Genomic DNA, 23,384 nt, shown 5'->3' on the forward strand with positions numbered 1-23,384 from the left:
AGTCGTACCCCGTCAGGAGCGTGTGTACGCCGCCTGGTAGGCGAGCAGCGCCGCCCGGCCCTGCTCGAGCGCCGTCTCCAGGCGGGGCAGCAGCGCGACCGCGCCGTCCGTCGACCCGGTGTCGGCAGCCAGCTCGATCTCCTGCGCAGTGCGACCCGCGGCGGTCACGCCGAGGTTCAGCGCTCCTCCCGCGAGCTTGTGCGCGACCTGCTTGAGGGTCGGCGCGTCGCCTGCCGCGACGGCGTCGCGGATGCTCGCGAGCGTGCCCGGCGTGTTCCTCACGAAGTTGCCGATCGCCCGGTCCAGGTACGTCGTGTTCCCCGGGTCCAGGTCCCGCAGCTCGTCGAGCCGCCAGAGCTCCAGCCCGGCGGTGGCGTCGTCCCGATGCTCCGTCACGCGCGGCACGGTACTCCGCTCGACCGGTTCGCCGTCACCGAGCCAGAGATCGAGGACGGCGCCGAGTGCCGCCGGGTCCACGGGCTTGGTCAGGAAGTCGTCCATGCCGGCGGCCAGGCACCGGTCCCGTTCGCCCTCCACCGCGGCCGCCGTCATCGCGATCACCGGGATGCGGGAGCCGCGCTCACGGATCGCGCGAGTCGCGGCGTACCCGTCCATCCGCGGCATCTGCACGTCCATCAGCACCAGGTCGAAGTCGCCGTCCGCCAGTGTCTCGAGCGCCACCGCGCCGTCGTCCGCGGTCTCCGTCGCGTAGCCGAGCGCCTCCAGCAGCCCGACGGCCACCAGCTGGTTGACCGGGTTGTCCTCGACCACCAGCACCCGGCGGGACCGGCCGTCACGACCGGCGGCCGGCGGCTCCGGCAGCGGGCGCGGCTCGACGCCGGCGAGGTGGCGCAGCAGCGCGCGCCGCAGCTCCGCGGCGAGGACCGGCTTCGTCAGGCACGCGACGATCCCGGCCGCGTCGAGCTCGGTGTGCTCGGGCGTCGTGGCCGAGGTGAGCATCAGCCTGACCAGGCCGCGGTACGCCGGTGTCCGGCCGAGCGCGCGCGCCAGGTCGAGCCCGTCGCGACCCGGCATCGACATGTCGAGGAGCACGCCCTCGAACGGGTCGCCGGCCGCCAGTGCGTCGGCGATCCGCACCTCCGCCTCGTCGGCGCCCGACGCGGACGCGGAGCGCACCCGCCACCAGTCGAGCTGCTCCTCGAGGATCAGCCGGTTGTGGTCGTTGTCGTCGACGACGAGGACGTGACGCCCGGCCAGCCAGCTGCGCGCGTACTCGTCGTCAGGGTCGACGGCCGGCCCGACGGGCGCGTCGAACCGCGCGGTGAACCAGAAGACGCTCCCGCCGCCCGGGTTCGGCTCCAGGCCGATCTCGCCGCCGAGGGCCGCGACGATCTCCTTGGAGATGGCGAGGCCGAGCCCGGTGCCGCCGTACCGGCGGGTGGTCGACGCGTCGGCCTGGGTGAACGCCTCGAACAGCGTGTCGACGTCGACCTCGGGCACGCCGACCCCGGTGTCGGCGACCGTGACCCGCAGACAGGTGCGGCCGTCGTCGCCGGTCTCGGACGTCGCCCGGACCACCACCTGGCCCTCGGAGGTGAACTTCACGGCGTTCGAGCCCAGGTTGATGAGGACCTGCGCGAGCCGGGTCGGGTCGCCGGCCAGCACCTCGGGCACCTCGGGGTGGCAGGACACCATCAGCTCGAGCCCCTTGGCGCGGGCGCTCTCCGCGAGCAGGCTCGCGACCTGGTCGAAGACCGGACGCACCTCGAAGTCCAGCCGCTCCAGCTCCAGCTTGCCGGCCTCGATCTTGGAGAAGTCGAGCACGTCGTTGATCACGCTCAGCAGCGCCCGGCTCGCGACCTGGACGCCGGAGGCGAGGCGCAGCTGATCCGCGTCGAGGCTGGTGCGGAGCAGCAGGTCGTTGAGGCCGATCACGCCGTTGAGCGGTGTGCGGATCTCGTGGCTCATCGTCGCGAGGAACTCCGACTTCTGCTTCGACGCCGCCAGCGCTCCGTCCCGGGCGTCCGCCAGCTCGCGTTGCGACCGCTCGCGCTCGGCGACCCGGCCGAGCTGCACCGCGACCTGCTCGACCATCGACTCGATCATCTCGAAGCGGTACAGCGGTGGCGCCGAGGTCATCGTGAGGACGGCGACCACCTCCTCGGCGTACGACACGGGGAAGGCGATCGTCAGCCGCCTCTCGTCCCACACCGACCGCCGCTCGCGGAACGCCCGGCCCGCGAGCGCCAGCTCCATCGCCGACTCCTCCGGCGTCCGCAGGTCGTCGAGCCGGTCCTCCTCGGTGATGTGGAGTGGCTCGACGGCCGTGTGGTCGGCGTTCGGCAGGAACGCCCGGCCGCGCTCCCAGTCGTCGTGCAGCAGCACCATGTACCGCGCCTGCGCGAGCACCTCCCGGAGGGTCGCCGCCTCGTTCGCGGCGCTGGCGACCGCCTGCAGGAGGGTGTTCTGCCGGACCTGGTCCTCGAGCGCGAGCTCGGCCTGCTTGGTCTCGGTGATGTCCTGGTGGGTGCCGTACATCTGCGTCACCCGGCCGGAGTCGTCGGTGGTCGCGACGCCGCGGCCCCGGGTCCAGACCCAGGTGTCGTCGGTGCGCTGCACCCGGGCGACGAAGACGAAGCTGCCGCCGTCCTCGAGGGCGCCTTGTACGGCGGCGTCCACCGGCGGGCGGTCCGCCTCGTGGACGATCTCGAGGAAGTCGGCGTAGGAGGCCGGGAACGAGTCGGGGTCGAGGCCGTACAGAGCGATCAGCTCGTCGGAGCCCCAGATCTCGTTCTTCCCGACGTCCCACTCCCAGCTGCCGATCCGGGCGATCCGCTGGGCCTCGGCGAGCCGGCGCCGGCTGACCGTCAGGTCGTCGAGGGCTTGGTGCCGCTCGCTGTAGTCGGTCATCCGGTGCAGCACGCCGACGACCTCGCCGTCCGGTCCGCGGAGGAAGCTCTCGCTCAGGATCACCCAGACCGAGCTGCCGTCGCGGCGGACGAACATGCTCTCGACCTCGGCGTCGTTGACCTTGCCGCCGCGCAGGACCTCGAGGTGCTCCGCGAACTGGGCCCTGCCGGGCTCGTCCAGGGTGTCGAAGACGGTCAGGCTGGCCATCTCCTCCCCGTCGGCGCCGAAGAGCTCGTGCAGCGCGGGGTTCGCGTAGAGCAGTCGCCCGTCCAGGTCGAACACCCAGATCGCGTCGGGCGACGTCTCGACGATGTCCCTGTACAGCGTCGCCAGCTCCATCACACCTCCCTCGCGTCCACGATAGGGCTCGGGGATCAGGCTTCGCCCGCGATCAGGAAGTCGCCGTCCTTCCCCTCGAGGGTGAGCGTCACGTCGTCCTGGGTCTTGGAGCCGTCCTGGTGCAGGTACTCCACGCGGTAGCTGATCCGCCTCGTCGACGGGTCGGCGTCGGCCGACAGCAGGTCGGCGGACTGGAAGTCCTTCCAGAACTTCTGGTACTGCCCGAAGCCGCCGCTCTGGGCCTGGAAGTCCGGGGTCAGCATCGCCCACGCCGACTTCGGGTCCGTGGTCACCGTCGCGAGGTAGGTCTCGACGAAGTTCTCCATCCCGTCGGCGGTGACCGCGGTCGAGGGCGAGGACGTCGAGGGCGAGGACGGCGAGGTCGAGGGCGAGGTGGACGTCCTCGGAGAGCCGGAGCCGCCCTTCCCGCCCGTCTGGCTGTCGTCGCCGCTGTGCGACCCGGCGATCCAGGCGATCACCGCCAGCAGCAGGATCGCGGCGGCGGCGGCCGCGATCGCGATCGGACCGCCGCGCGATCGGCGTACCGGCTCACGGGGCGGCTCGGGCGCGATCACCGGCGGCGGCGGAGCGACGACCGCCGGGGTCGGCACGGCCGGCGGGGGCGGCATGGCCATGGTGCGGGTCTCCTCGCCGCCCTCGGCTCCCGTGAGGTGGTCGCGCACCCGGGCCATCGACCAGCGCGCGGCCGGATCGGTCGTCATGGTCGCCTCGAGCAGCGGCCCCAGCCACCCGGCGTGGGAGAGCCGCGGCGGCTCCTCGTGGACGATCCGGTACATCGCGCCGAGGACGTTGTCGCCGACGTCGTACGGCGGCCGGCCCGCCAGCGTGTAGTAGAGGGTGGCGCCGAGCGACCAGACGTCGCTGGCCGGCGTCGCCTGCTGGCCGGAGGCCACCTCGGGGGACAGGTACGCCGGCGAGCCGGTCACCAACCCGGTCTGGGTCAGCGACGCGTCCGCCTCGGCGCGGGCGATGCCGAAGTCGGACAGCTTCACCTGGCCGTCCGGCGAGACCAGGATGTTCGACGGCTTCACGTCGCGGTGCACGATCCCGGCCGCGTGCGCGGCCGCCAGCGCGTCCGCCACCTGGCGCAGGAGCGGCGCCGCCTCGTCCGGCAGCAGCGCGCCGTCACGCTGCACCAGGGCCGCGAGGGTCGTGCCCTCGACGTACTCCATGACCAGCCACTGGTCGTCCCCGTCGTTGACCAGGTCGTAGACGGCGACGACGTGCGGGTGGTTGAGGCGGGCGGCCAGCCGCGCCTCACGCTCGGCGCGCTCGAGGTCCGGTGTGCTGCCCCCGGGGGCCATCCCGATCCGCTTGAGCGCGACGTCACGGCCGAGGACGTCGTCACGGCCGAGCCACACCGCGCCCATCCCACCGCGCCCGACCTCACGGTCGAGCGTGTACCTGCCTGCGATCACTCCACGTCCCTTCCCACAATCCGACGAGCCTAGTCAGCGGGCCCCATGGCAGGCTTGACCCGCACATCCGCACCGGAAAGGTTCACCGTGACCGTCGACCCGACCCTCCTCGACGACCTCGAGTGGCGCGGCCTCATCGCGCACTCGACGGATCTCGACGCCCTGCGCGAGGCCCTGGCCGGCGGGAGCGTGCGGTTCTACGTGGGCTTCGACCCGACCGCGCCGAGCCTGCACATGGGCCACCTCGTCCAGGTGCTCACGGCCCGGCGGCTGCAGCTGGCCGGCCACACGCCGTATGCGCTGGTCGGCGGAGCCACCGGCATGATCGGCGACCCGCGCGACTCCGGCGAGCGCACGCTCAACTCCCTGGACACCGTCAAGGAGTGGGTGGAGCGGGTACGCGGCCAGATCGAGCCGTTCCTGTCCTTCGAGGGCGAGAACGCCGCGACCATGGTCAACAACTACGACTGGACCGCGAGCCTGTCGACCATCGACTTCCTGCGCGACATCGGCAAGCACTTCCCGGTGAACCGGATGCTGGCGCGCGACGTCGTGAGCCGCCGGCTCGAGACCGGGATCAGCTACACGGAGTTCAGCTACGTGCTGCTCCAGTCGCTGGACTTCCTCAACCTGTTCCGCGACCACGGCGTCGCGCTGCAGTTCGGCGGGTCGGACCAGTGGGGCAACCTCACGGCCGGCGTCGAGCTGATCCGGCGAGCGGACGGCGGCAAGGCGCACGCGTTCGCGACGCCGCTGCTGACCAGGGCTGACGGCACCAAGTACGGCAAGACCGAGGGCGGCGCGCTCTGGCTCGACCCCGACATGATGTCGCCGTACGCCTTCTACCAGTTCTGGCTCAACACGGAGGACGAGAAGGTGGGCGAGCTGCTCCGCGTCTTCACGTTCCTCTCCCGCGCCGAGATCGAGGAGCTCGAGGCTCAGCACGCGGAGAAGCCGTTCCTGCGCGCCGGCCAGCGGGCGCTGGCCGAGCACGTCACCACGCTGGTCCACGGTGCCGCCGAGACCGAGCGGATCAAGGCCGCCTCCGCCGCCCTGTTCGGCGGCGGCGACCTCCGCGCGGTCGGCTGGCCGACGCTGCACGCGGCGCTCGGCACCGCCAGGGAGCTGGTGACGGTCCCGGCGGACGCGGTGCCCACGATCGTCGACCTCCTGGTCGCCACGGGGCTGGTGCAGAGCAAGGGCGAGGCGCGGCGGGCGGTCGCCGAGGGCGGCGCCTACCTCAACAACGACCGGGTGGAGGATCCCGACTACGTCCCGTCGGACGCGGACCTGATCGAGGACCGGCTGCTGGTGCTCCGCCGGGGCAAGAAGAGCTTCGCCGGCGTCGAGGTCCGGTGACGGCGGAGGCGCGCTGGCTCGCCGGTCTGGAGGAGCGCGCCCGCGAACGTCTCGCGCCCGCCGTGCTCGAGTACCTGCTCCAGGGAGCGCGCGACTCCGTCACGACCGGCGAGGCGGTCGACGCCTGGCGCTCGGTGCGGTTCCGTCCCCGGGTGCTCCACGACGTCACCCACGTCGACCCCGGCGTCACGCTCCTCGGGCGACGTTCCGAGCTGCCGTTCGGCGTCGCCCCGACCACGCTCCAGCGGGCCGTTCATCCGGAGGGCGAGCTGGCGATGGCCACGGCGACCGCCGAGGCCGGGGGCGTGATGGTCGTCTCGAGCAACGCCGGCACCTCGTTCGCGGACATCGCCGCCACGGGCGTGCGCTGGTGGCTCCAGGCGTACCTACCCGCGGACCGCACCCTCGCCGAGCCGATGCTCGACCGCGCCGTCGCCGCCGGAGCCAGGGCGGTGGTGCTCACCGTCGACACGCCGGTCGTCGGCACGAAGTACGCGTCGCCCGACGTCCCGGTCGTGTGGACGACCGTCGACCCGGACCTGCTCCGGTCGAACTTCGACGAGGGGTACGACGACCAGCCGGGCGCTGAGAAGGCACTCGACCTCGGTCCGCACGACATCGGCTGGCTCGCCGCCCGCACCGGGCTGCCCGTCGTGGTCAAGGGCGTGCTCCGCGCCGAGGACGCCGAGCGCAGTGTCCAGGCCGGCGCCGCCGCGGTGTGGGTGTCGAACCACGGCGGCCGCCAGCTCGACCGCGCGGCCCCCACGGCCTCCTGCCTCCCCGACGTCGTCGCGGCGGTGGGGGGCCGGGCCCAGGTCTACGTCGACGGTGGGATCCGCACCGGCCTGGACGTGCTGGCCGCCCTGGCCCTGGGCGCGGACGCCGTGTTCCTCGGCCGGCTGCCCCTCCTCGCCCTGGTGGAGGGCGCGCCGGGCGTCGCCTCGGTGCATCGGGAGCTGTTGGCGCAGACCGTCGATGCCCTCCGACTCGCCGGGTGCCGCGCCGCCACGGACGCGCGGAACCTGCTCTGACCTGCGCGAACACGATTGTGGCCCGGGTCACGTCGGGCCGATTTGAACTCGCGCGCCGGGTCCCCTAGTGTTCTCCGGGTCGCCAGGGCGCGGCGGGAGGCAAGACCGTCTGGTCGGGCCTCCGGCCCCGAAGCGGACATCCCCCTCAGCAGGACATCCGAGAAATCGGCGGTCTCGTCGCGCGTGGGATGAGCGGAAAAACCCGGATTTGCGCCGGGGAAATGAAGCCGCTAAGTTTTACGAGTCGCCCCGGGCGGACCGCAGGAATGCGGAACTCCGAGTGCGTCTGATTCTTGAGAACTCAACAGTGTGTCATAGTCGACGAATTAGTTTGTAATGCCCCGTTGACTGCGTCTGCCTTTTGGTGGGTGTGGTTGATGGTTTCTTTGACAATGATTCTGACAATTGTCAGTGTCTCCTGTCAGGCATCTCTTTTTCCTGGCTGTTGCTCTTTGGGGTGATGGTTGGGGTGTTGTTTTCAACGGAGAGTTTGATCCTGGCTCAGGACGAACGCTGGCGGCGTGCTTAACACATGCAAGTCGAGCGGAAAGGCCCTTTCGGGGGTACTCGAGCGGCGAACGGGTGAGTAACACGTGAGTAATCTGCCCTTGGCTTTGGGATAACTACCGGAAACGGTGGCTAATACCGGATACGACCAATCACTGCATGGTGTGTTGGTGGAAAGTTTTTTCGGCCAGGGATGTGCTCGCGGCCTATCAGCTTGTTGGTGGGGTAATGGCCTACCAAGGCTTCGACGGGTAGCCGGCCTGAGAGGGTGACCGGCCACACTGGGACTGAGACACGGCCCAGACTCCTACGGGAGGCAGCAGTGGGGAATATTGGACAATGGGCGGAAGCCTGATCCAGCAACGCCGCGTGAGGGATGACGGCCTTCGGGTTGTAAACCTCTTTCAGTACCGACGAAGCGCCGATGATGGTGGTGACGGTAGGTACAGAAGAAGCACCGGCCAACTACGTGCCAGCAGCCGCGGTAATACGTAGGGTGCGAGCGTTGTCCGGAATTATTGGGCGTAAAGGGCTCGTAGGCGGTTTGTCGCGTCGGGAGTGAAAACACCGGGCTTAACTCGGTGCTTGCTTTCGATACGGGCAGACTAGAGGCATGCAGGGGAGAACGGAATTCCTGGTGTAGCGGTGAAATGCGCAGATATCAGGAGGAACACCGGTGGCGAAGGCGGTTCTCTGGGCATGTCCTGACGCTGAGGAGCGAAAGTGTGGGGAGCGAACAGGATTAGATACCCTGGTAGTCCACACCGTAAACGTTGGGCGCTAGGTGTGGGGCCTATTCCATGGGTTCCGTGCCGCAGCTAACGCATTAAGCGCCCCGCCTGGGGAGTACGGCCGCAAGGCTAAAACTCAAAGGAATTGACGGGGGCCCGCACAAGCGGCGGAGCATGCGGATTAATTCGATGCAACGCGAAGAACCTTACCTGGGTTTGACATACACCGGAAAGCTGCAGAGATGTGGCCCCTTTTAGTCGGTGTACAGGTGGTGCATGGCTGTCGTCAGCTCGTGTCGTGAGATGTTGGGTTAAGTCCCGCAACGAGCGCAACCCTCGTCCTATGTTGCCAGCGGGTCATGCCGGGGACTCATAGGAGACTGCCGGGGTCAACTCGGAGGAAGGTGGGGATGACGTCAAGTCATCATGCCCCTTATGTCCAGGGCTTCACGCATGCTACAATGGCCGGTACAAAGGGCTGCGATGCTGTAAGGCGGAGCGAATCCCAAAAAGCCGGTCTCAGTTCGGATTGGGGTCTGCAACTCGACCCCATGAAGTCGGAGTCGCTAGTAATCGCAGATCAGCAACGCTGCGGTGAATACGTTCCCGGGCCTTGTACACACCGCCCGTCACGTCACGAAAGTCGGCAACACCCGAAGCCGGTGGCCTAACCCTTGTGGAGGGAGCCGTCGAAGGTGGGGCTGGCGATTGGGACGAAGTCGTAACAAGGTAGCCGTACCGGAAGGTGCGGCTGGATCACCTCCTTTCTAAGGAGCACACACCCCGCACGCCCGGCATCCGTCCGGGTGGCACTGGTGGTGTTCACTAGTGGAATCGTCGATGAAGAGCCGGCACGGTCACCGGCGCCCCTCAGTACTGCCAGCTCTGCTGGCGTGGAACCTGGGACGTCCGTGGACTTGGCCGGAAGTGACACACTGTTGGGCCCTGAGGAATCAGGCCTCGTAGCCCTGCATCGCAGGGGTACGGGTCGGTGACTTCTCCGCCCCCCTTGGCACGTCGCCCGGTTCGCCGGCGTCGTGCGGTCGGTGGGCAAGGATCTTCCAAACTGGATAGTGGACGCGAGCATCTTTCGCACCTGACCTCACCATGTCGGGTGCGAATTCAAGTGCCTCCTCGATACGAGGAGACGCTTGGTCTTTGTAGTTGTTGTCTTTGTTGAGTGTTTGTGAGACAAGCTATGAAGGGCACATGGTGGATGCCTTGGCATCAAGAGCCGATGAAGGACGTAGGAGCCTGCGATAAGCCCTGGGGAGTTGGCAACCGAGCTGTGATCCGGGGGTGTCCGAATGGGGGAACCCAGCACGAGTCATGTCGTGTTACCCGCGCCTGAATGTATAGGGTGTGTGGAGGGAACGTGGGGAAGTGAAACATCTCAGTACCCACAGGAAGAGAAAACAATAGTGATTCCGAGAGTAGTGGCGAGCGAAATCGGAGGAGGCTAAACCTTATGCGTGTGATACCCGGCAGGGGTTGCGCATGGGGGGTTGTGGGACCATTCATACATGTCTGCCGGCGTGTGACAGAGTAAGAAATCGCGTGTGAAGTTGAAGTCCGCTGGAAAGTGGCGCCGTAGAGGGTGATAGCCCCGTAAGTGTAAGTGCGTGACTCTGGAGTGTGTTCCCAAGTAACACGGAACTCCTGAAATTCCGTGTGAATCTGGCGGGACCACCCGTTAAGCCTAAATACTCCTTGATGACCGATAGCGGACAAGTACCGTGAGGGAAAGGTGAAAAGTACCCCTGGCGGGGAGTGAAATAGTACCTGAAACCGTGTGCCTACAATCCGTCGGAGCCCGGCTGCCCACCGCTATGTTATGTGGGTGTTGGGGTGACGGCGTGCCTTTTGAAGAATGAGCCTGCGAGTTTGCGTTGTGTTGCGAGGTTAACCCGTGTGGGGGAGCCGTAGCGAAAGCGAGTCCGAAGAGGGCGTTTGAGTAGCACGATCAAGACCCGAAGCGGAGTGATCTATCCATGGGCAGGTTGAAGCGCGGGTAAGACCGCGTGGAGGACCGAACCCACTTAGGTTGAAAACTGAGGGGATGACCTGTGGATAGGGGTGAAAGGCCAATCAAACTCCGTGATAGCTGGTTCTCCCCGAAATGCATTTAGGTGCAGCGTTGCGTGTTTCTTGCCGGAGGTAGAGCACTGGATAGCCGATGGGCCCTACCAGGTTACTGACGTTAGCCAAACTCCGAATGCCGGTAAGTGAGAGCGCAGCAGTGAGACTGCGGGGGATAAGCTCCGTAGTCGAGAGGGAAACAGCCCAGACCATCAGCTAAGGCCCCTAAGCGGTGACTAAGTGGAAAAGGATGTGGAGTCGCAGTGACAACCAGGAGGTTGGCTTGGAAGCAGCCACCCTTGAAAGAGTGCGTAATAGCTCACTGGTCAAGTGATTCCGCGCCGACAATGTAGCGGGGCTCAAGTCATCCGCCGAAGCTATGGCATTCATGCGTCAACTCGGCCCACGGTTGTGGGTCCAGGTGTGTGGATGGGTAGGGGAGCGTCGTGTCGCGAGTGAAGCCTCGGAGTGATCCAGGGGTGGACGCGACACGAGTGAGAATGCAGGCATGAGTAGCGAATGCAATGTGAGAAACATTGCCGCCGAATGATCAAGGGTTCCAGGGTCAAGCTAATCTGCCCTGGGTAAGTCGGGACCTAAGGCGAGGCCGACAGGCGTAGTCGATGGACAACGGGTTGATATTCCCGTACCGGCAAAGTAGCGCCCATGACGAACCCGGTGATGCTAACCACCCGAAACTCATCGGACCGGACCCTTCGGGGCGAGGCCGGTGGGCGGAGCGTGGGACCCGATCTGGTAGTAGTCAAGCGATGGGGTGACGCAGGAAGGTAGCCCAACCGTGGCGATGGTTGTCCACGGGTAAGCAGGTAGGGGGCAGTCCAGGCAAATCCGGGCTGCTGTGTTCGATCACGACCCTGAGATGTGATGCCGAGCCCGTATGGGTGAAGTGGGTGATCCTATGCTGTCGAGAAAAACCTCTAGCGAGCTACGCGCCGCCCGTACCCCAAACCGACTCAGGTGATCAGGTAGAGAATACCAAGGCGATCGAGCGAACCATGGTTAAGGAACTCGGCAAAATGCCCCCGTAACTTCGGGAGAAGGGGGGCCGGATCCGTGAGCAGACTAGCTCTGCGAAGCGGTGATGGCCGCAGAGACCAGGCCCAAGCGACTGTTTACTAAAAACACAGGTCCGTGCGAAGTTGTAAGACGATGTATACGGACTGACTCCTGCCCGGTGCTGGAAGGTTAAGGGGACCTGTCAGATACCTTCGGGTATCGAAGCGGAGAACTTAAGCCCCAGTAAACGGCGGTGGTAACTATAACCATCCTAAGGTAGCGAAATTCCTTGTCGGGTAAGTTCCGACCTGCACGAATGGAGTAACGACTTGGGCGCTGTCTCAACCGTGGACTCGGCGAAATTGCACTACGAGTAAAGATGCTCGTTACGCGCGGCAGGACGGAAAGACCCCGGGACCTTTACTATAGTTTGGTATTGGTGTTTGGTTCGGCTTGTGTAGGATAGGTGGGAGACTGTGAAGCATTCACGCCAGTGAGTGTGGAGTCAACGTTGAAATACCACTCTGGTCGTACTAGATGTCTAACCTAGGACCATGATCTGGTTCAGGGACAGTGCCTGATGGGTAGTTTAACTGGGGCGGTTGCCTCCTAAAATGTAACGGAGGCGCTCAAAGGTTCCCTCAGCCTGGTTGGCAATCAGGTGTTGAGTGTAAGTGCACAAGGGAGCTTGACTGTGAGACAGACATGTCGAGCAGGGACGAAAGTCGGAACTAGTGATCCGGCGTCGGCATGTGGAAGCGACGTCGCTCAACGGATAAAAGGTACCCCGGGGATAACAGGCTGATCTTCCCCAAGAGTCCATATCGACGGGATGGTTTGGCACCTCGATGTCGGCTCGTCGCATCCTGGGGCTGGAGTAGGTCCCAAGGGTTGGGCTGTTCGCCCATTAAAGCGGCACGCGAGCTGGGTTTAGAACGTCGTGAGACAGTTCGGTCCCTATCCGCCGCGCGCGCAGGAAACTTGAGAAAGGCTGTCCCTAGTACGAGAGGACCGGGATGGACGAACCTCTGGTGTGCCAGTTGTCCCGCCAGGGGCACGGCTGGTTAGCTACGTTCGGAAGTGATAACCGCTGAATGCATCTAAGCGGGAAGCACGTTTCAAGATGAGGTTTCCCACCCCCTCGAGGGGGTAAGGCCCCCAGCAGAACACTGGGTTGATAGGCCGGAGGTGTACAGCAGCAATGCCCAGCCGACCGGTACTAATAGGCCGAGGGCTTGTCTTACAAACCCTCAACCAAGACAACACCTCGCTCGCGTCCACGATCCAGCAGATCCACCACAACAGAACAGTGGCTTTGGATGTGCGCCGGCCCGCGAGGGTCGCGCTGCACTCCAACTAGAGTTACGGCGGCCATGGCGAAAGGGAAACACCCGGTCCCATCCCGAACCCGGAAGTTAAGCCTTTCAGCGCCGATGGTACTGCAACCGAGAGGTTGTGGGAGAGTAGGACGCCGCCGGACATTCTTTCCCGTAGGGGCCACCGTCAGGTGGCCCCTACGATGCATTTGGGCCCCGTTCCCCAGTCCCACGACCCAGGAGATCACCGTCATGGCCGACCAACGTCGCCCCCAGCGTTCCACCGGCAGCTCCGGCGGACGGGGCAAACCCCCCGCCCGCGGCGGCAAGCCGGACGGCAAGGGCCGGCCGGCAGCGGGCGGCAAGTCGTCGGTCCGCGCATCCGGGAAGTCGGAGTCCTTCGACAAGCCGCGCGGGAAGGCGCCCGCCGGCAAGCGGCCGGTCCGCAAGGGCGACTGGCGCAAGCCGGTCGACAAGCAGGCGACCCGGACGGCCGACCAGGCCGTCTACGACGGTCCGGACCTGCCCGCGGAGATCACCGGCCAGGAGCTCGACCGGGCTGTCTCCGCCCAGCTCAAGGGCCTGCCGGAGAAGCTCGCGGCCCGGGTCGCCCGGCACCTGGCCGCGGCCGGGCTGCTGATCGACGAGGACCCCGAGACGGCGTACCAGCACACGCTGGCCGCCCGGGCGCGCGCCCCGCGCCTGGCCGTGGTCCGGGAGGCCACCGGCGAGGCGGCCTACGCCGCCGGTCACTACGCCGAGGCGCTCGCCGAGCTCAGGGCCGCCAAGCGGATGAACGGCGCGACGGCGTACCTGCCGATCATGGCCGACTGCCACCGGGCGCTCGGGAAGCCGCAGGACGCGCTCAAGCTGGCCAAGAGCCCCTCGGTCGCGAACTTCGCCCCCGAGGCGAAGGCAGAGATGACGATCGTCGAGGCCGGTGCGCGCCGGGACCTCGGCCAGCTGGACGCTGCCCTCCGCACGCTCGAGCTCGCCCCGCTGACCTCGAAGAGCCGCTCGTCGTGGGTCGTGCGGTTGCGCTACGCGTACGCCGACACCCTCGAGGCGGCCGGCCGCGACCAGGACGCGCTGGCCTGGTTCCACCGCACCCACGCGATCGACAGCGACCAGCTCACCGACGCCGACGTGCGGGCCGAAGCCCTGGAGACGCGTCTCGGCTGAGGCTTGACGGGTCCCGCCGGGCGGGATTTACTGCGACGACAGTCCGCGAGGAGGACCACGATGCTGCGATTCTCGGGTGCCGGCGTCAGTGATGTGGGTCTGGCGCGCCCGGACAACGAGGACTCCGCGTTCGTCGGCCCCTACGTCGCGGTGGTCGCTGACGGGGTCGGGGGAGCGGCGGCCGGGGAGGTCGCCTCCGCGACCGCGACCTACGCCATGGCCGCGACCGCGCTCGCCAGGTTCGGTGAGGTGCCGGAGCTCGTCATCCGCGACGGCGCGGAGGCGGCCCGGGCGAGCGTGCAGCTCGGCGTCCAGACCGACCTGCGCCGTCTCGGGATGGCGACCACCCTGACCGTCCTCGTGTGCGACGGCGAACGAGTGGCGCTCGGGCACGTCGGCGACTCGCGCGCCTACCTGTTCCGCGACGGCGAGCTGACGCAGCTCTCGCGCGACCACACCTACGTCCAGGGGTTGGTCGACAGCGGCCGGCTCGAGCCGGGCGCGGCGTGGCAGCACCCCTGGCGCAACGTCGTGCTCCGGTCCGTGGACGGCGATCCGCTGGACCCGGGCGTCGACCTGCTGCCCGTGCCCGTCCTCCCGGGGGACCGGCTGCTGCTGTGCAGCGACGGCCTGACCGACCTGGTGCCGGACGAGGTGGTCGCCGAGCTGCTCCGCACCCGGGATCCGCACTCGGCGGCCGCCGTGCTGGTGCAGGCAGCGCTGGCCGCCGGCGGCAAGGACAACGTCACCTGCCTGGTGCTCGACGTCGTGGACGGCCCTGAGGTCGTGGGCGACGGACAGCTGCTCGGCGCCGTACGTGAGATCGGCAACATCGTGGATCCCGCCGCGGTCCGGACCTGCTGAGGTGGGACACTGCCGGGCATGACCAACGTGCGCCGTCCCGCCCTCGAGGGCACGATCGCGGTGCGCGACGCGCGACGGCTGAGCTTCGCCGAGTACGGCCCGCGCCGCGGGCCGGCGATCGTGTGGATGCACGGGACGCCCGGTGCGCGCCGACAGATCCCGCTCGAGGTGCGTGAGTACGCCGCGCGCCAGGGCGTGCGGATCATCGGCCTGGACCGACCCGGCATCGGCTCGTCGACGCCGTACCTCTACCCGGACGTCATGGACTGGACCCACGACCTCGAGGTCGTGCTGGACACGCTCGCGATCGACACCGTCCGGCTGATCGGGCTCTCCGGCGGCGGGCCCTACGCGCTCGCGGCGGGTGCCGCGCTGCCCGACCGGGTGCACGGCGTGGGCGTCCTCGGCGGCGTCGCGCCGACCCAGGGCGACGATGCGATCGACGGCGGCATCATCCAGCTCGCGGTCCTGGTGGCCCCGCTCCTCGTCGCGGCCCGGGTGCCGCTCGGGGTGGCGCTGACCCAGGGCATCCGGCTGGTCCGCCCGCTCGCCGGCCCCGCGCTCGACCTGTACGCCGCCCTGCAGCCGCCCGGGGACAAGAACCTGCTGTCCCGGCCGGAGTTCAAGGCGATGTTCCTCGACGACCTGCTCAACGGCAGCCGGTTCCAGACCTCGGCCCCCATCAACGACCTGATCCTCTTCACCCGGCCCTGGGGCTTCGCGGCCGGCGACGTGCGCGTGCCCGTGCGGTGGTGGCACGGCGACGCCGACCACATCGTGCCGTTCCGCCACGGGCAGCACGTCGTCGACCGCCTCCCGGACGCCACGATGACGACGATCGACGGCGAGAGCCACCTCGGCGGACTCGGGATCGCCCAGGACGTCATCGAGACCCTGATGGACCTCGGTCCGCGACGCGCCACCGCCGTCCCTCACTGATCACTGGTGTTCAGGGGCCACATGCGCCACAATGGTCGGCACAACTACATCGCTGTCACTTCGACTGCTCATCTCCGCTGAGACCGCTGGGGAAGGCGCATCTCGCGCCGGAGATGAAGGAGGTCACGGTGACCGCACGCACTGCCACCCGCACCGCGACGAGGGGCGTCCTGTACGTCCACTCAGCGCCGTCCGCGCTGTGCCCGCACATCGAGTGGGCCGTCAGCGGTGTCCTGGGCGTGCCCGTGAGCCTGGACTGGACCCCCCAGCCGGCGCAGTCGGGTGCCTACCGCGCCGAGCTCTCCTGGGCCGGTGACGTCGGGGCGGCCGCGGCCGTCGCCTCCGCGCTGCGCGGCTGGAACCACCTGCGCTTCGAGATCACCGAGGAGCCGACCGCCGGCTCCGAGGGCGCGCGCTACTCCTACACCCCCGAGCTCGGCGTCTTCCACGCCGTCACCGGCCTGCACGGCGACATCATGATCCCCGAGGACCGGCTCAAGGCCGCGGTGGTCAAGGCCGCGCTGGGTGACACCACCCTGCTGGTCGAGATCGACAAGCTCCTCGGCAAGCCGTGGGACGACGAGCTCGAGACGTTCCGGCACGCCGGCGAGGGCGCTCCGGTCCGCTGGCTGCACCAGGTCGTCTGAGCGGGAACTAGGGCCGGCGCAGCCGGAAGTACGACGGTTGGAACCACGCCGTGTGGTCGCCGGCGTCGTTGTACCAGGTCAGCTTCGCCCGGATCTTGAACCTGCCGGCGTACGTCGAGTAGCGGCAGAAGCGGAAGGTCGAGTGGGTCCGACGGGGGTCGGAGTCGGAGGAGAAGGTCCCCGAGGACACGGTGTCCCCGGTGCGGTCGTCCAGGAAGGTCTCCAGCGTCCAGTCGTCCGTCCGGACCTCGACGGCGTAGCGGTAGCGGTGGTTGTGGCAGCCCGCCCTCAGCACGCCGTCCTCGGCGCTGGTGTACCCCCGCTCGCTGCGGTCGCGCTGATGCCGACCGCCGTCCCCCTTCTGGCCGAGCAGCGGTCCGACCAGCCCCGAGACCGGGTCGGGCGGCGGATCTGCCGAAGCGGGAACGGCGGTCAGCACGCCGGCGGCGAGCGCGGCGCACCCGAGCACCATCCCCGAGCGTGTGACGGGCGTCATGCACCGTCCAACGCGGGACCCGTCCGCGCGGTTACGCCCGCCGGCGGTCAGAGCGGGATGTTGCCGTGCGCGCCGCGACGTACGCCGACGCTCTGGACCGCATCCTCGATGGCCCGGGCGATCGCGCCCCGGGTCGCGTCCGGCCGCACGATCTCGTCGACCACGCCGATCTCGACGGCCCTCTCCACGCCGCCGGCGATCCGCTCGTGCTCGGCCGCGAGCTCGGCCTCGACCTGGGGCCGGATGTCGGGAGCGACGTCGGCGAGCCGGCGCCGGTGGAGGATCCGGATGGCCGCCACCGGCCCCATCACCGCTACCTCCGCGCCCGGCCAGGCGAACACCTTCGTGGCGCCGAGCGAGCGGGCGTTCATCGCGATGTAGGCGCCGCCGTACGTCTTCCGGGTCACCAGCGTGACCCGCGGGACCACGCACTCGCCGAACGCGTGCAGCAGCTTCGCGCCGCGGCGCACGACGCCGTCCCACTCCTGGCCCACGCCGGGCAGGTAGCCGGGCACGTCGACGACGACGACGAGCGGCACGCCGAGCGCGTCGCACAGGCGCACGAACCTGCTGGCCTTCTCCGCGGAGAGGGAGTCCAGGCAGCCGCCGAGGCGGAGCGGGTTGTTGGCGACCACGCCGACGGTGCGGCCGCCGAGCCGGCCGAGGGCGGTGACGATGTTGGGCGCCCAGCGGGCGTGCAGCTCCTGGGTGGTGCCCTCGTCGAGGAGTGACTCGACGAGCGGGTGCACGTCGTACGCCCGCTTCTTGGACTCGGGGAGGAGCGCCTCGAGATCACGGTCCTCCACGGCGTCGACCTTCATGCTGCCCTGGGACCCGAGCAGCGACGCGACGCCGCGGGCGCGGTCCAGCGCCTCCCGCTCGGACTCGGTGAGGATGTGCACGACCCCGGAGCGGCGACCGTGCGGCTCGGGCCCGCCGAGCCGCAGCATGTCGACGTCCTCGCCGGTCACCGAGCGCACGACGTCCGGGCCGGTGACGAAGATCCGGCCCTCGGGGCCGAGGATGACGACGTCGGTGAGGGCGGGACCGTACGCCGCGCCGCCCGCCGCGGGTCCGAGCACGACCGAGATCTGCGGGATCTTGCCCGACGCCTGCGTCATCGCGTGGAAGATCCGACCGACCGCGTGCAGCGAGAGGACGCCCTCGGCGAGCCGGGCTCCGCCGGAGTGCCAGAGCCCGATGATCGGGACCCCGTCGGTCATCGCGCGGTGGTACGCGTCGACGACGACCCGGCAGCCCAGGTCGCCCATCGCGCCGCCCATCACGGTCGCGTCGGAGCAGAAGGCCACGACGCGGGTGCCGTCGACCTGCCCGACGGCCGCGAGCATCCCCGAGTCGTCGTCGGGCGTGATCAGCTCGAGCGTGCCCTCGTCGAGCAGCGCGGCGAGCCGGTGGACGGGGTTGCGGGGGTCCTCCTCGCGGGGGAGCTTCGCGCGCTTCGCTTGCGTGGGTGCTGCAGTCACGGTCAGTGTCCTTCCGGGGTGGCTCAGACCGACCCGAAGGCGACCGCGACGTTCGCGCCGCCGAAGCCGAAGGAGTTGTTCAGGGCGGCGATGTCACCGAGCGGCAGGTCCCGGGCCTTGGTCGCGATGTCGAGCTCGACCTGGGGGTCCTGGTTGTCCAGGTTGATCGTCGGAGGAGCGATCCGGTGGTGCAGCGCCAGCACCGTGGCGACCGCCTCCAGGGCTCCCGCGCCGCCGAGCAGGTGGCCGGTCATCGACTTGGTGCTGGTGACCACGACCTCGGTCGCATGGGCGCCGAGCGTGGCGTGCAGCATCAGCCCCTCGGCGATGTCGCCCTGCGGCGTCGAGGTCGCGTGCGCGTTGACGTGCGCGATGTCGCTGGGGCTGATCTCGGCCTCCGCGAGCGCCCGCAGGATCGCCCGAGAGCCGCCGCGACCCTCGGGGTCCGGCTGCGCGATGTCGTGGGAGTCGGCGGTGATGCCGGCGCCCAGCACGGTCGCGTAGATCCGCGCCCCGCGAGCCTTCGCGTGCTCCTCCGTCTCCAGCACCAGCACACCGGCGCCCTCGCCGAGCACGAACCCGTCCCGGGCGAGGTCCCACGGCCGCGACACCGCCGTCGGGTCACCGCCGTCCGGCCCACTGGCGGTCTTGGAGAGCGCCATCATGTTCGCGAACGCGGCCATGGGCAGCGGGTGGATCGCCGCCTCGGTGCCGCCCGCGACCACGACGTCGGCCCGGCCGAGCCGGATCTGGTCGATGGCGTGGGCGATCGCCTCGTTGCCGGAGGCGCACGCCGACACCGGCGTGATGACCGCCGCGCGCGCTCCGACGTACAGGCTGATCTGCGCCGCCGGCGCGTTCGGCATCAACATCGGCACGGCCAGGGGGGAGACCCGACGCGGGCCCTTCGCCTTGAGCGTGTCGTAGTTGTCGAGGAGCGTGGTGACGCCGCCGATACCGGATGCCATCGCGACGCCGAGCCGGTCGTTGTCGAGCTCAGCGTCCACGAGCCCGGCGTCCGCCCAGGCCTCCATGGCGGCGACCATCGCGAACTGCGCGGACCGGTCGAGACGGCGGGCCTTGACCCGCTCGAGGACCTCGGTCGGCTCGACGGCGATCCGGCCGGCGATCCGGACCGGCATCTCCTCGGCCCAGTCGTCGGTCAGGTACCGGACGCCCGAGCGTCCGTTGACCAGGGCGTCCCAGGTGGTGGGAACGTCGCCGCCCACGGGAGAGGTGGTCCCGAGGCCGGTGACGACGACTCGCTTCGACATGGTGCTCCTTGTGTCTCGACAGGCCCGACGACGCGGTCGGCTCAGGCCTGGGCGCGCTCGATGAAGGCGACGGCGTCGCCCACGGTCTTGAGGTTCTTGACCTCGTCATCGGGGATGGAGACGCCGAACTTCTCCTCGGCCGCGACGACGACCTCGACCATGGACAGCGAGTCCACGTCCAGGTCGTCGACGAACGACTTGTCGAGCTGGACGTCGTCGGCGTCGATGCCGGCGACCTCGTTGACGATGTCAGCCAGGTCGGCGCGGATCTCCTCGGTGGTGGCCATCGGGCCCTTCCTTTCGGTTGTGTGAGCGAAATCGGGGTGTTTCAGGGGACGGTGACGACCTGCGCGGCGTACGCGAGTCCGGCACCGAAGGCGATCAGGAGGGCCGTGTCGCCGCTGCGCGCGTCGCCCTCCTCGATCATCCGGTCGAGGGCGAGCGGGATGGACGCCGCCGAGGTGTTGCCCTGCTCGGCGATGTCGCGCGCGATCCGCACCCGCTCGGGCAGCTTCATGGCGCGCGCCATGGCGTCGGTGATGCGCATGTTGGCCTGGTGCGGCACGAACACGTCGAGGTCGTCGATGGCGACGCCCGCGCGATCGAGTGCCTGCTGGCCGATCTTCGCCATCGCGAACGACGCCCAGCGGAAGACCGCGTTGCCCTGCATGACCAGGTGGGGCATCTGGGGGTTCTCGCTGGCGACGACGTCGCGCCAGTCCTCCTTCTGCCGGATCAGGTCGAACTGCTCGCCGTCGGAGCCCCACACGACCGGGCCGATGCCCGGCGTGTCGCTGGGGCCGACCACCGCCGCGCCCGCACCGTCGGCGAAGATGAACGCCGTGCCGCGGTCGCCGACGTCGGTGAGGTCGGAGAGGCGCTCGACGCCGATGACCAGCACGTGGCCCGCGCTGCCGCCACGCACCATGTCCGCGGCGAGGGCGACGCCGTGGCAGAAGCCGGCGCAGGCGGCCGAGATGTCGAACGCCGCCGCCTGGTCGGTGCCGAGCTCGTGCGCGATCGCGGTCGCGATGGCCGGCGTCTGGTACATGTGCGTGACGGTCGCGACGATGACACAGTCGATCTGGCGGGCGTCGACCCGCGCCCGCTCCAGCGCGATCCGCGCGGCGTCGACCGACATCGACTGGACGGTCTCCTCGGGCGACGCCCAGCGCCGCTGGCGGATGCCGGAGCGCTGCTGGATCCACTCGTCGCTGGAGTCGATCGCCTCGACCACCTCGGCGTTCGGGATGATCCGCGACGGCCGGTAGGTGCCGATGCCGAGGATCGCCGCGTGCGACGCACCGGTCGTCTGGCGGATCGGGGCCATCACATTCCTCCCTCGGGGTGCAGCCGCAGCAGCGGCTGGCCGGGTGAGACCAGGTCACCGTCCTCGACCAGCCACTCCACGACCTGGCCGCCGTGCGGCGCGGTCACCGCGGTGCGGTCGCGCAGGCTGGCGACGTCGCCGATCGTCGTACCGGGTGAGAGGACCCCGAGGTCGGCCGCCTCGGCCGACACGTGGAACGTGCCCTTAGCCGGGGACACGATCATCCGCCAGGTGGGGGAGGCGTCCATGTCCGACGCCTCGCCGTGCTTGGCGCAGAACGCCCGGGCGTCGTCCAGCTGGTCCGGGGTCTTGAGCGCGAAGGTCTCCACGCCCTTGAGGGCCCGCTTCGCGATGCCGGTGAGGGTGCCGGCCGGGGGCATCTCGAGGATGCCGGTCACGCCGAGGTCCTCCATCGTCTCCAGGCAGAGGTCCCAGCGGACCGGGCTTGCGATCTGGCCGACGATGCGGGCGAGCACGTCGCGACCGTCGTGGACGACCTGGCCGTCGCGGTTGGAGATCAGCCGGGTCCGCGGGTCGTGCACCGACACGGACCGGGCCAGGCCGGCGAGGTGGCCGACGGCGGGCTGCATGTGGTGGGTGTGGAAGGCGCCCGCGACGCTGAGCGGCATCAGCCGGGCCTTGGCCGGCGGGTCCTCGGCGAACGCCGCGAGCTGCTCGATGGTGCCCGCGGCGACGATCTGGCCGGGGCCGTTGTCGTTGGCGGGGGTGAGCCCGTGCTTGTCGAGGACGGCAAGGACCTCGTCGCGGTCACCGCCGAGGATCGCGGTCATGCCGGTGGGCGTGACGGCTGCGGCATCCGCCATCGCCCGCCCGCGCTCGCGGACCAGGACCATCGCCTGCTCGGCGGTGATCACGCGGGCACCGGCGGCCGCGGCGATCTCGCCGACGCTGTGGCCGGCGACCGCACCGATGTGCTGGAAGGCGTCGGCGGGGTGCGGGAACAGCTCCAGGGCGGCGACCAGGCCGGTGGCGACCAGCAGCGGCTGGGCGATCCGGGTGTCCCGGATGGTCTCGGCGTCCGCCTCGGTGCCGTAGTGGGCCAGGTCGAGGCCGGCCACGGTGGAGAGCCAGTCGAACCGGGACGCGAACGTCGGGTCCTCGAGCCAGGGCTGGAGGAATCCGGGGGACTGGGCGCCTTGGCCGGGAGCGACGATCACGAGCACGAGGTCAACTGTGCCGGGAGCGGGGCCTCCACCTCGCCTCGGGCGTGCACGAAAACCGCCGAGCGAACTTTGTAGGGTTCCTACAAAGTCCGGCCGGACTGGCGGCCGAGCACCAGGGCGATCTCCAGCGTGAACGCGTCCCGTGCGTCGGTGGCGGAGAAGCCGGTGAGCTCGGCGGACTGCCGGAGCCGGTAGCGGACCGTGTTCGGGTGCACGAACAGCGCGCGGGCGGTCGCCTCGATCGAGGAGCCGTGCTCGAAGTACGCCGAGATCGTCTCGATCAGCGTGCCACGGGCGTGCAGGAGGGGGAGGTACACCTCGTCGATGAGGTGTCGGCGGGCGTGCCCGTCGCCGGCCAGCGCGCGCTCGGGCAGCAGGTCGGTGCTGCGCACCGGGCGGGGCGCCTGCGGCCAGCCCGGCGCGGCGCGCAGGGCGGAGAGCGCGGCCCGCGCCGAGACGTGGGCCTGTCCGAGGTCCGCGGCGACCGGGCCCACCACCACCGGGCCGTCGCCGAACAGCGCGGTGACGGTCTCGGCGGCGGCCCGCGGGTCGGTGACGCCGCCGAGCACGACGACGAGCCGGTCGCCCTGCACCGCGCACAGCGCGTCCATGCCCGCCGACCGTGCGGATCGGCGTACCTCCTCGAAGGTCGTCGACTCGCTGCGGTCGGCCGGCACCGGGCCGAGCACGACCGCGACCTCGCCGCGGCCCGCCCAGCCGAGGGCGCTCGCCCGGGACAGCAGGGTCTCGTCGGGCTCGGAGCGGAGCACGGCGTCGACGACCAGCGCCTCGAGACGGGCGTCCCAGGCGCCGCGCTGCTCGGCGGCCCGGGCGTAGACCTGGGCGGTCGCGAACGCGACCTCGCGGGCGTAGCGCAGCACCGCAGCCCGGACGTCGGCCGCGTCGGACGGCTCGAGCAGGGTCTCGACGTTCGACTCGACGACCTCGATGGAGAGCCGGACCAGGTCGACGGTCTGCTGGAGGTTGATGACGCCCGCGAGCGCGCGGGGTGCGACGCCGAAGACCGACGCGACCATCTCGGTCCCACCGGGGGCGGGCTGGTCGCCCTCGCGGTACCAGTCGACGAAGCCGCGGATGCCGGCCTGGACGATCACGCCGACCCACGACCGGTCCTCGGCGCTCAGGTCGCGGAACCACGGCATGTCCTGGTCCATGCGCGCCATCGCGGCGGTGCTGAGCGCTCCCGTCGCCCGTTGCAGGGCGTCGGCCGCTCGCTGCGGGGCGGCGGCCTGGCCTGGAGTCACCCTCGGAGGCTAGTGGAACGGTCCGAGCGC

At 69.2% G+C, this 23,384-nt stretch carries 15 protein-coding genes and 3 rRNA genes; 9 read left to right on the forward strand and 9 right to left on the reverse strand.

All coding sequences use genetic code 11. From position 1 onward, the window contains the following. Window positions 1-12: 12 nt before the first annotated feature. Window positions 13-3,210, reverse strand: coding sequence for a response regulator (locus tag ACVW2K_RS12700; protein ID WP_457202767.1), 3,198 nt, complete (start codon window positions 3,208-3,210; stop codon window positions 13-15). A gap of 35 nt (window positions 3,211-3,245) precedes the next feature. Then, on the reverse strand, window positions 3,246-4,649 hold the full coding sequence (locus ACVW2K_RS12705; protein ID WP_457202768.1) for a serine/threonine-protein kinase: 1,404 nt from the start codon (window positions 4,647-4,649) through the stop codon (window positions 3,246-3,248). Window positions 4,650-4,736: 87 nt separating this feature from the next. Between ACVW2K_RS12705 and tyrS the strand changes: the two genes are divergently transcribed. From tyrS to ACVW2K_RS12750, 9 genes are all read left to right on the forward strand, one after another. Beyond that, window positions 4,737-6,008, forward strand: coding sequence for a tyrosine--tRNA ligase (gene tyrS, locus ACVW2K_RS12710; protein ID WP_028635869.1), 1,272 nt, complete (start codon window positions 4,737-4,739; stop codon window positions 6,006-6,008). Further along, a complete protein-coding gene (locus tag ACVW2K_RS12715; protein ID WP_457202769.1) occupies window positions 6,005-7,039 on the forward strand; it encodes an alpha-hydroxy acid oxidase in 1,035 nt (344 codons plus the stop codon). Before tyrS ends, ACVW2K_RS12715 begins: the two co-directional genes overlap by 4 nt. Before the next feature lie 478 nt (window positions 7,040-7,517). After that, window positions 7,518-9,044 (forward strand): 16S ribosomal RNA (locus tag ACVW2K_RS12720). A 422-nt stretch (window positions 9,045-9,466) separates the two neighbouring features. Beyond that, window positions 9,467-12,616: ribosomal RNA gene (locus ACVW2K_RS12725) — 23S ribosomal RNA — on the forward strand. Between the two features lie 120 nt (window positions 12,617-12,736). Then, window positions 12,737-12,853, forward strand: a 5S ribosomal RNA gene (gene rrf, locus ACVW2K_RS12730). The 16S, 23S and 5S rRNA genes sit together here, the layout of an rRNA operon. 88 nt (window positions 12,854-12,941) lie before the next feature. Further along, window positions 12,942-13,871: a tetratricopeptide repeat protein gene (locus ACVW2K_RS12735; protein ID WP_457202770.1), complete on the forward strand. Its 930-nt coding sequence runs from the start codon at window positions 12,942-12,944 to the stop codon at window positions 13,869-13,871. A gap of 60 nt (window positions 13,872-13,931) precedes the next feature. After that, window positions 13,932-14,735: a PP2C family protein-serine/threonine phosphatase gene (locus tag ACVW2K_RS12740; RefSeq protein ID WP_081790368.1), complete on the forward strand. Its 804-nt coding sequence runs from the start codon at window positions 13,932-13,934 to the stop codon at window positions 14,733-14,735. 18 nt (window positions 14,736-14,753) lie between these two features. Then, entirely contained in the window at window positions 14,754-15,674 is a 921-nt protein-coding gene (locus ACVW2K_RS12745) for an alpha/beta fold hydrolase (RefSeq protein ID WP_457202771.1), read from the forward strand. A gap of 113 nt (window positions 15,675-15,787) precedes the next feature. After that, a complete protein-coding gene (locus ACVW2K_RS12750; protein WP_051549008.1) occupies window positions 15,788-16,321 on the forward strand; it encodes a DUF3145 domain-containing protein in 534 nt (177 codons plus the stop codon). Between the two features lie 7 nt (window positions 16,322-16,328). Here the strand turns inward: ACVW2K_RS12750 and ACVW2K_RS12755 are convergent, their stop codons facing one another. The 7 genes from ACVW2K_RS12755 to ACVW2K_RS12785 form a co-directional block, all read right to left on the reverse strand. Continuing rightward, the gene (locus ACVW2K_RS12755; protein ID WP_155992019.1) at window positions 16,329-16,817 is read right to left on the reverse strand and encodes a hypothetical protein; all 489 of its coding nucleotides are present in this window, start codon (window positions 16,815-16,817) and stop codon (window positions 16,329-16,331) included. Between the two features lie 47 nt (window positions 16,818-16,864). After that, entirely contained in the window at window positions 16,865-18,301 is a 1,437-nt protein-coding gene (locus ACVW2K_RS12760; protein WP_457202772.1) for an acyl-CoA carboxylase subunit beta, read from the reverse strand. 23 nt (window positions 18,302-18,324) lie between these two features. Beyond that, window positions 18,325-19,575: a beta-ketoacyl-ACP synthase II gene (gene fabF, locus ACVW2K_RS12765; protein ID WP_028636980.1), complete on the reverse strand. Its 1,251-nt coding sequence runs from the start codon at window positions 19,573-19,575 to the stop codon at window positions 18,325-18,327. Between the two features lie 41 nt (window positions 19,576-19,616). After that, complete coding sequence (locus ACVW2K_RS12770; RefSeq protein ID WP_011755445.1) at window positions 19,617-19,862, reverse strand: acyl carrier protein; 246 nt, start codon at window positions 19,860-19,862, stop codon at window positions 19,617-19,619. Window positions 19,863-19,903: 41 nt separating this feature from the next. Continuing rightward, window positions 19,904-20,905, reverse strand: a complete 1,002-nt coding sequence (locus ACVW2K_RS12775; RefSeq protein ID WP_028636979.1) for a beta-ketoacyl-ACP synthase III — start codon at window positions 20,903-20,905, stop codon at window positions 19,904-19,906. Then, window positions 20,905-22,089 (reverse strand): acyltransferase domain-containing protein, encoded by a 1,185-nt coding sequence (locus ACVW2K_RS12780; protein ID WP_457202773.1) that lies wholly within the window; start codon window positions 22,087-22,089, stop codon window positions 20,905-20,907. The genes ACVW2K_RS12775 and ACVW2K_RS12780 overlap by 1 nt, the downstream gene beginning before the upstream one ends. An 80-nt stretch (window positions 22,090-22,169) precedes the next feature. After that, window positions 22,170-23,354, reverse strand: coding sequence for a PucR family transcriptional regulator (locus tag ACVW2K_RS12785; RefSeq protein WP_457202774.1), 1,185 nt, complete (start codon window positions 23,352-23,354; stop codon window positions 22,170-22,172). Between the last annotated feature and the right edge of the window lie 30 nt (window positions 23,355-23,384).

This window comes from Nocardioides sp. HB32, assembly GCF_054058995.1.

What these genes read in the sequence shown, in the direction of transcription:
- ACVW2K_RS12775 (WP_028636979.1), bottom strand. Translation starts at nt 20,905, where the DNA reads ATGGCCCCGATCCGCCAGACGACCGGTGCGTCGCACGCGGCGATCCTC.
- ACVW2K_RS12770 (WP_011755445.1), bottom strand. Translation starts at nt 19,862, where the DNA reads ATGGCCACCACCGAGGAGATCCGCGCCGACCTGGCTGACATCGTCAAC.
- ACVW2K_RS12750 (WP_051549008.1), top strand. Translation starts at nt 15,788, where the DNA reads ATGAAGGAGGTCACGGTGACCGCACGCACTGCCACCCGCACCGCGACG.
- ACVW2K_RS12740 (WP_081790368.1), top strand. Translation starts at nt 13,932, where the DNA reads ATGCTGCGATTCTCGGGTGCCGGCGTCAGTGATGTGGGTCTGGCGCGC.
- ACVW2K_RS12745 (WP_457202771.1), top strand. Translation starts at nt 14,754, where the DNA reads ATGACCAACGTGCGCCGTCCCGCCCTCGAGGGCACGATCGCGGTGCGC.
- ACVW2K_RS12755 (WP_155992019.1), bottom strand. Translation starts at nt 16,817, where the DNA reads ATGACGCCCGTCACACGCTCGGGGATGGTGCTCGGGTGCGCCGCGCTC.
- ACVW2K_RS12735 (WP_457202770.1), top strand. Translation starts at nt 12,942, where the DNA reads ATGGCCGACCAACGTCGCCCCCAGCGTTCCACCGGCAGCTCCGGCGGA.
- fabF (WP_028636980.1), bottom strand. Translation starts at nt 19,575, where the DNA reads ATGTCGAAGCGAGTCGTCGTCACCGGCCTCGGGACCACCTCTCCCGTG.
- ACVW2K_RS12700 (WP_457202767.1), bottom strand. Translation starts at nt 3,210, where the DNA reads ATGGAGCTGGCGACGCTGTACAGGGACATCGTCGAGACGTCGCCCGAC.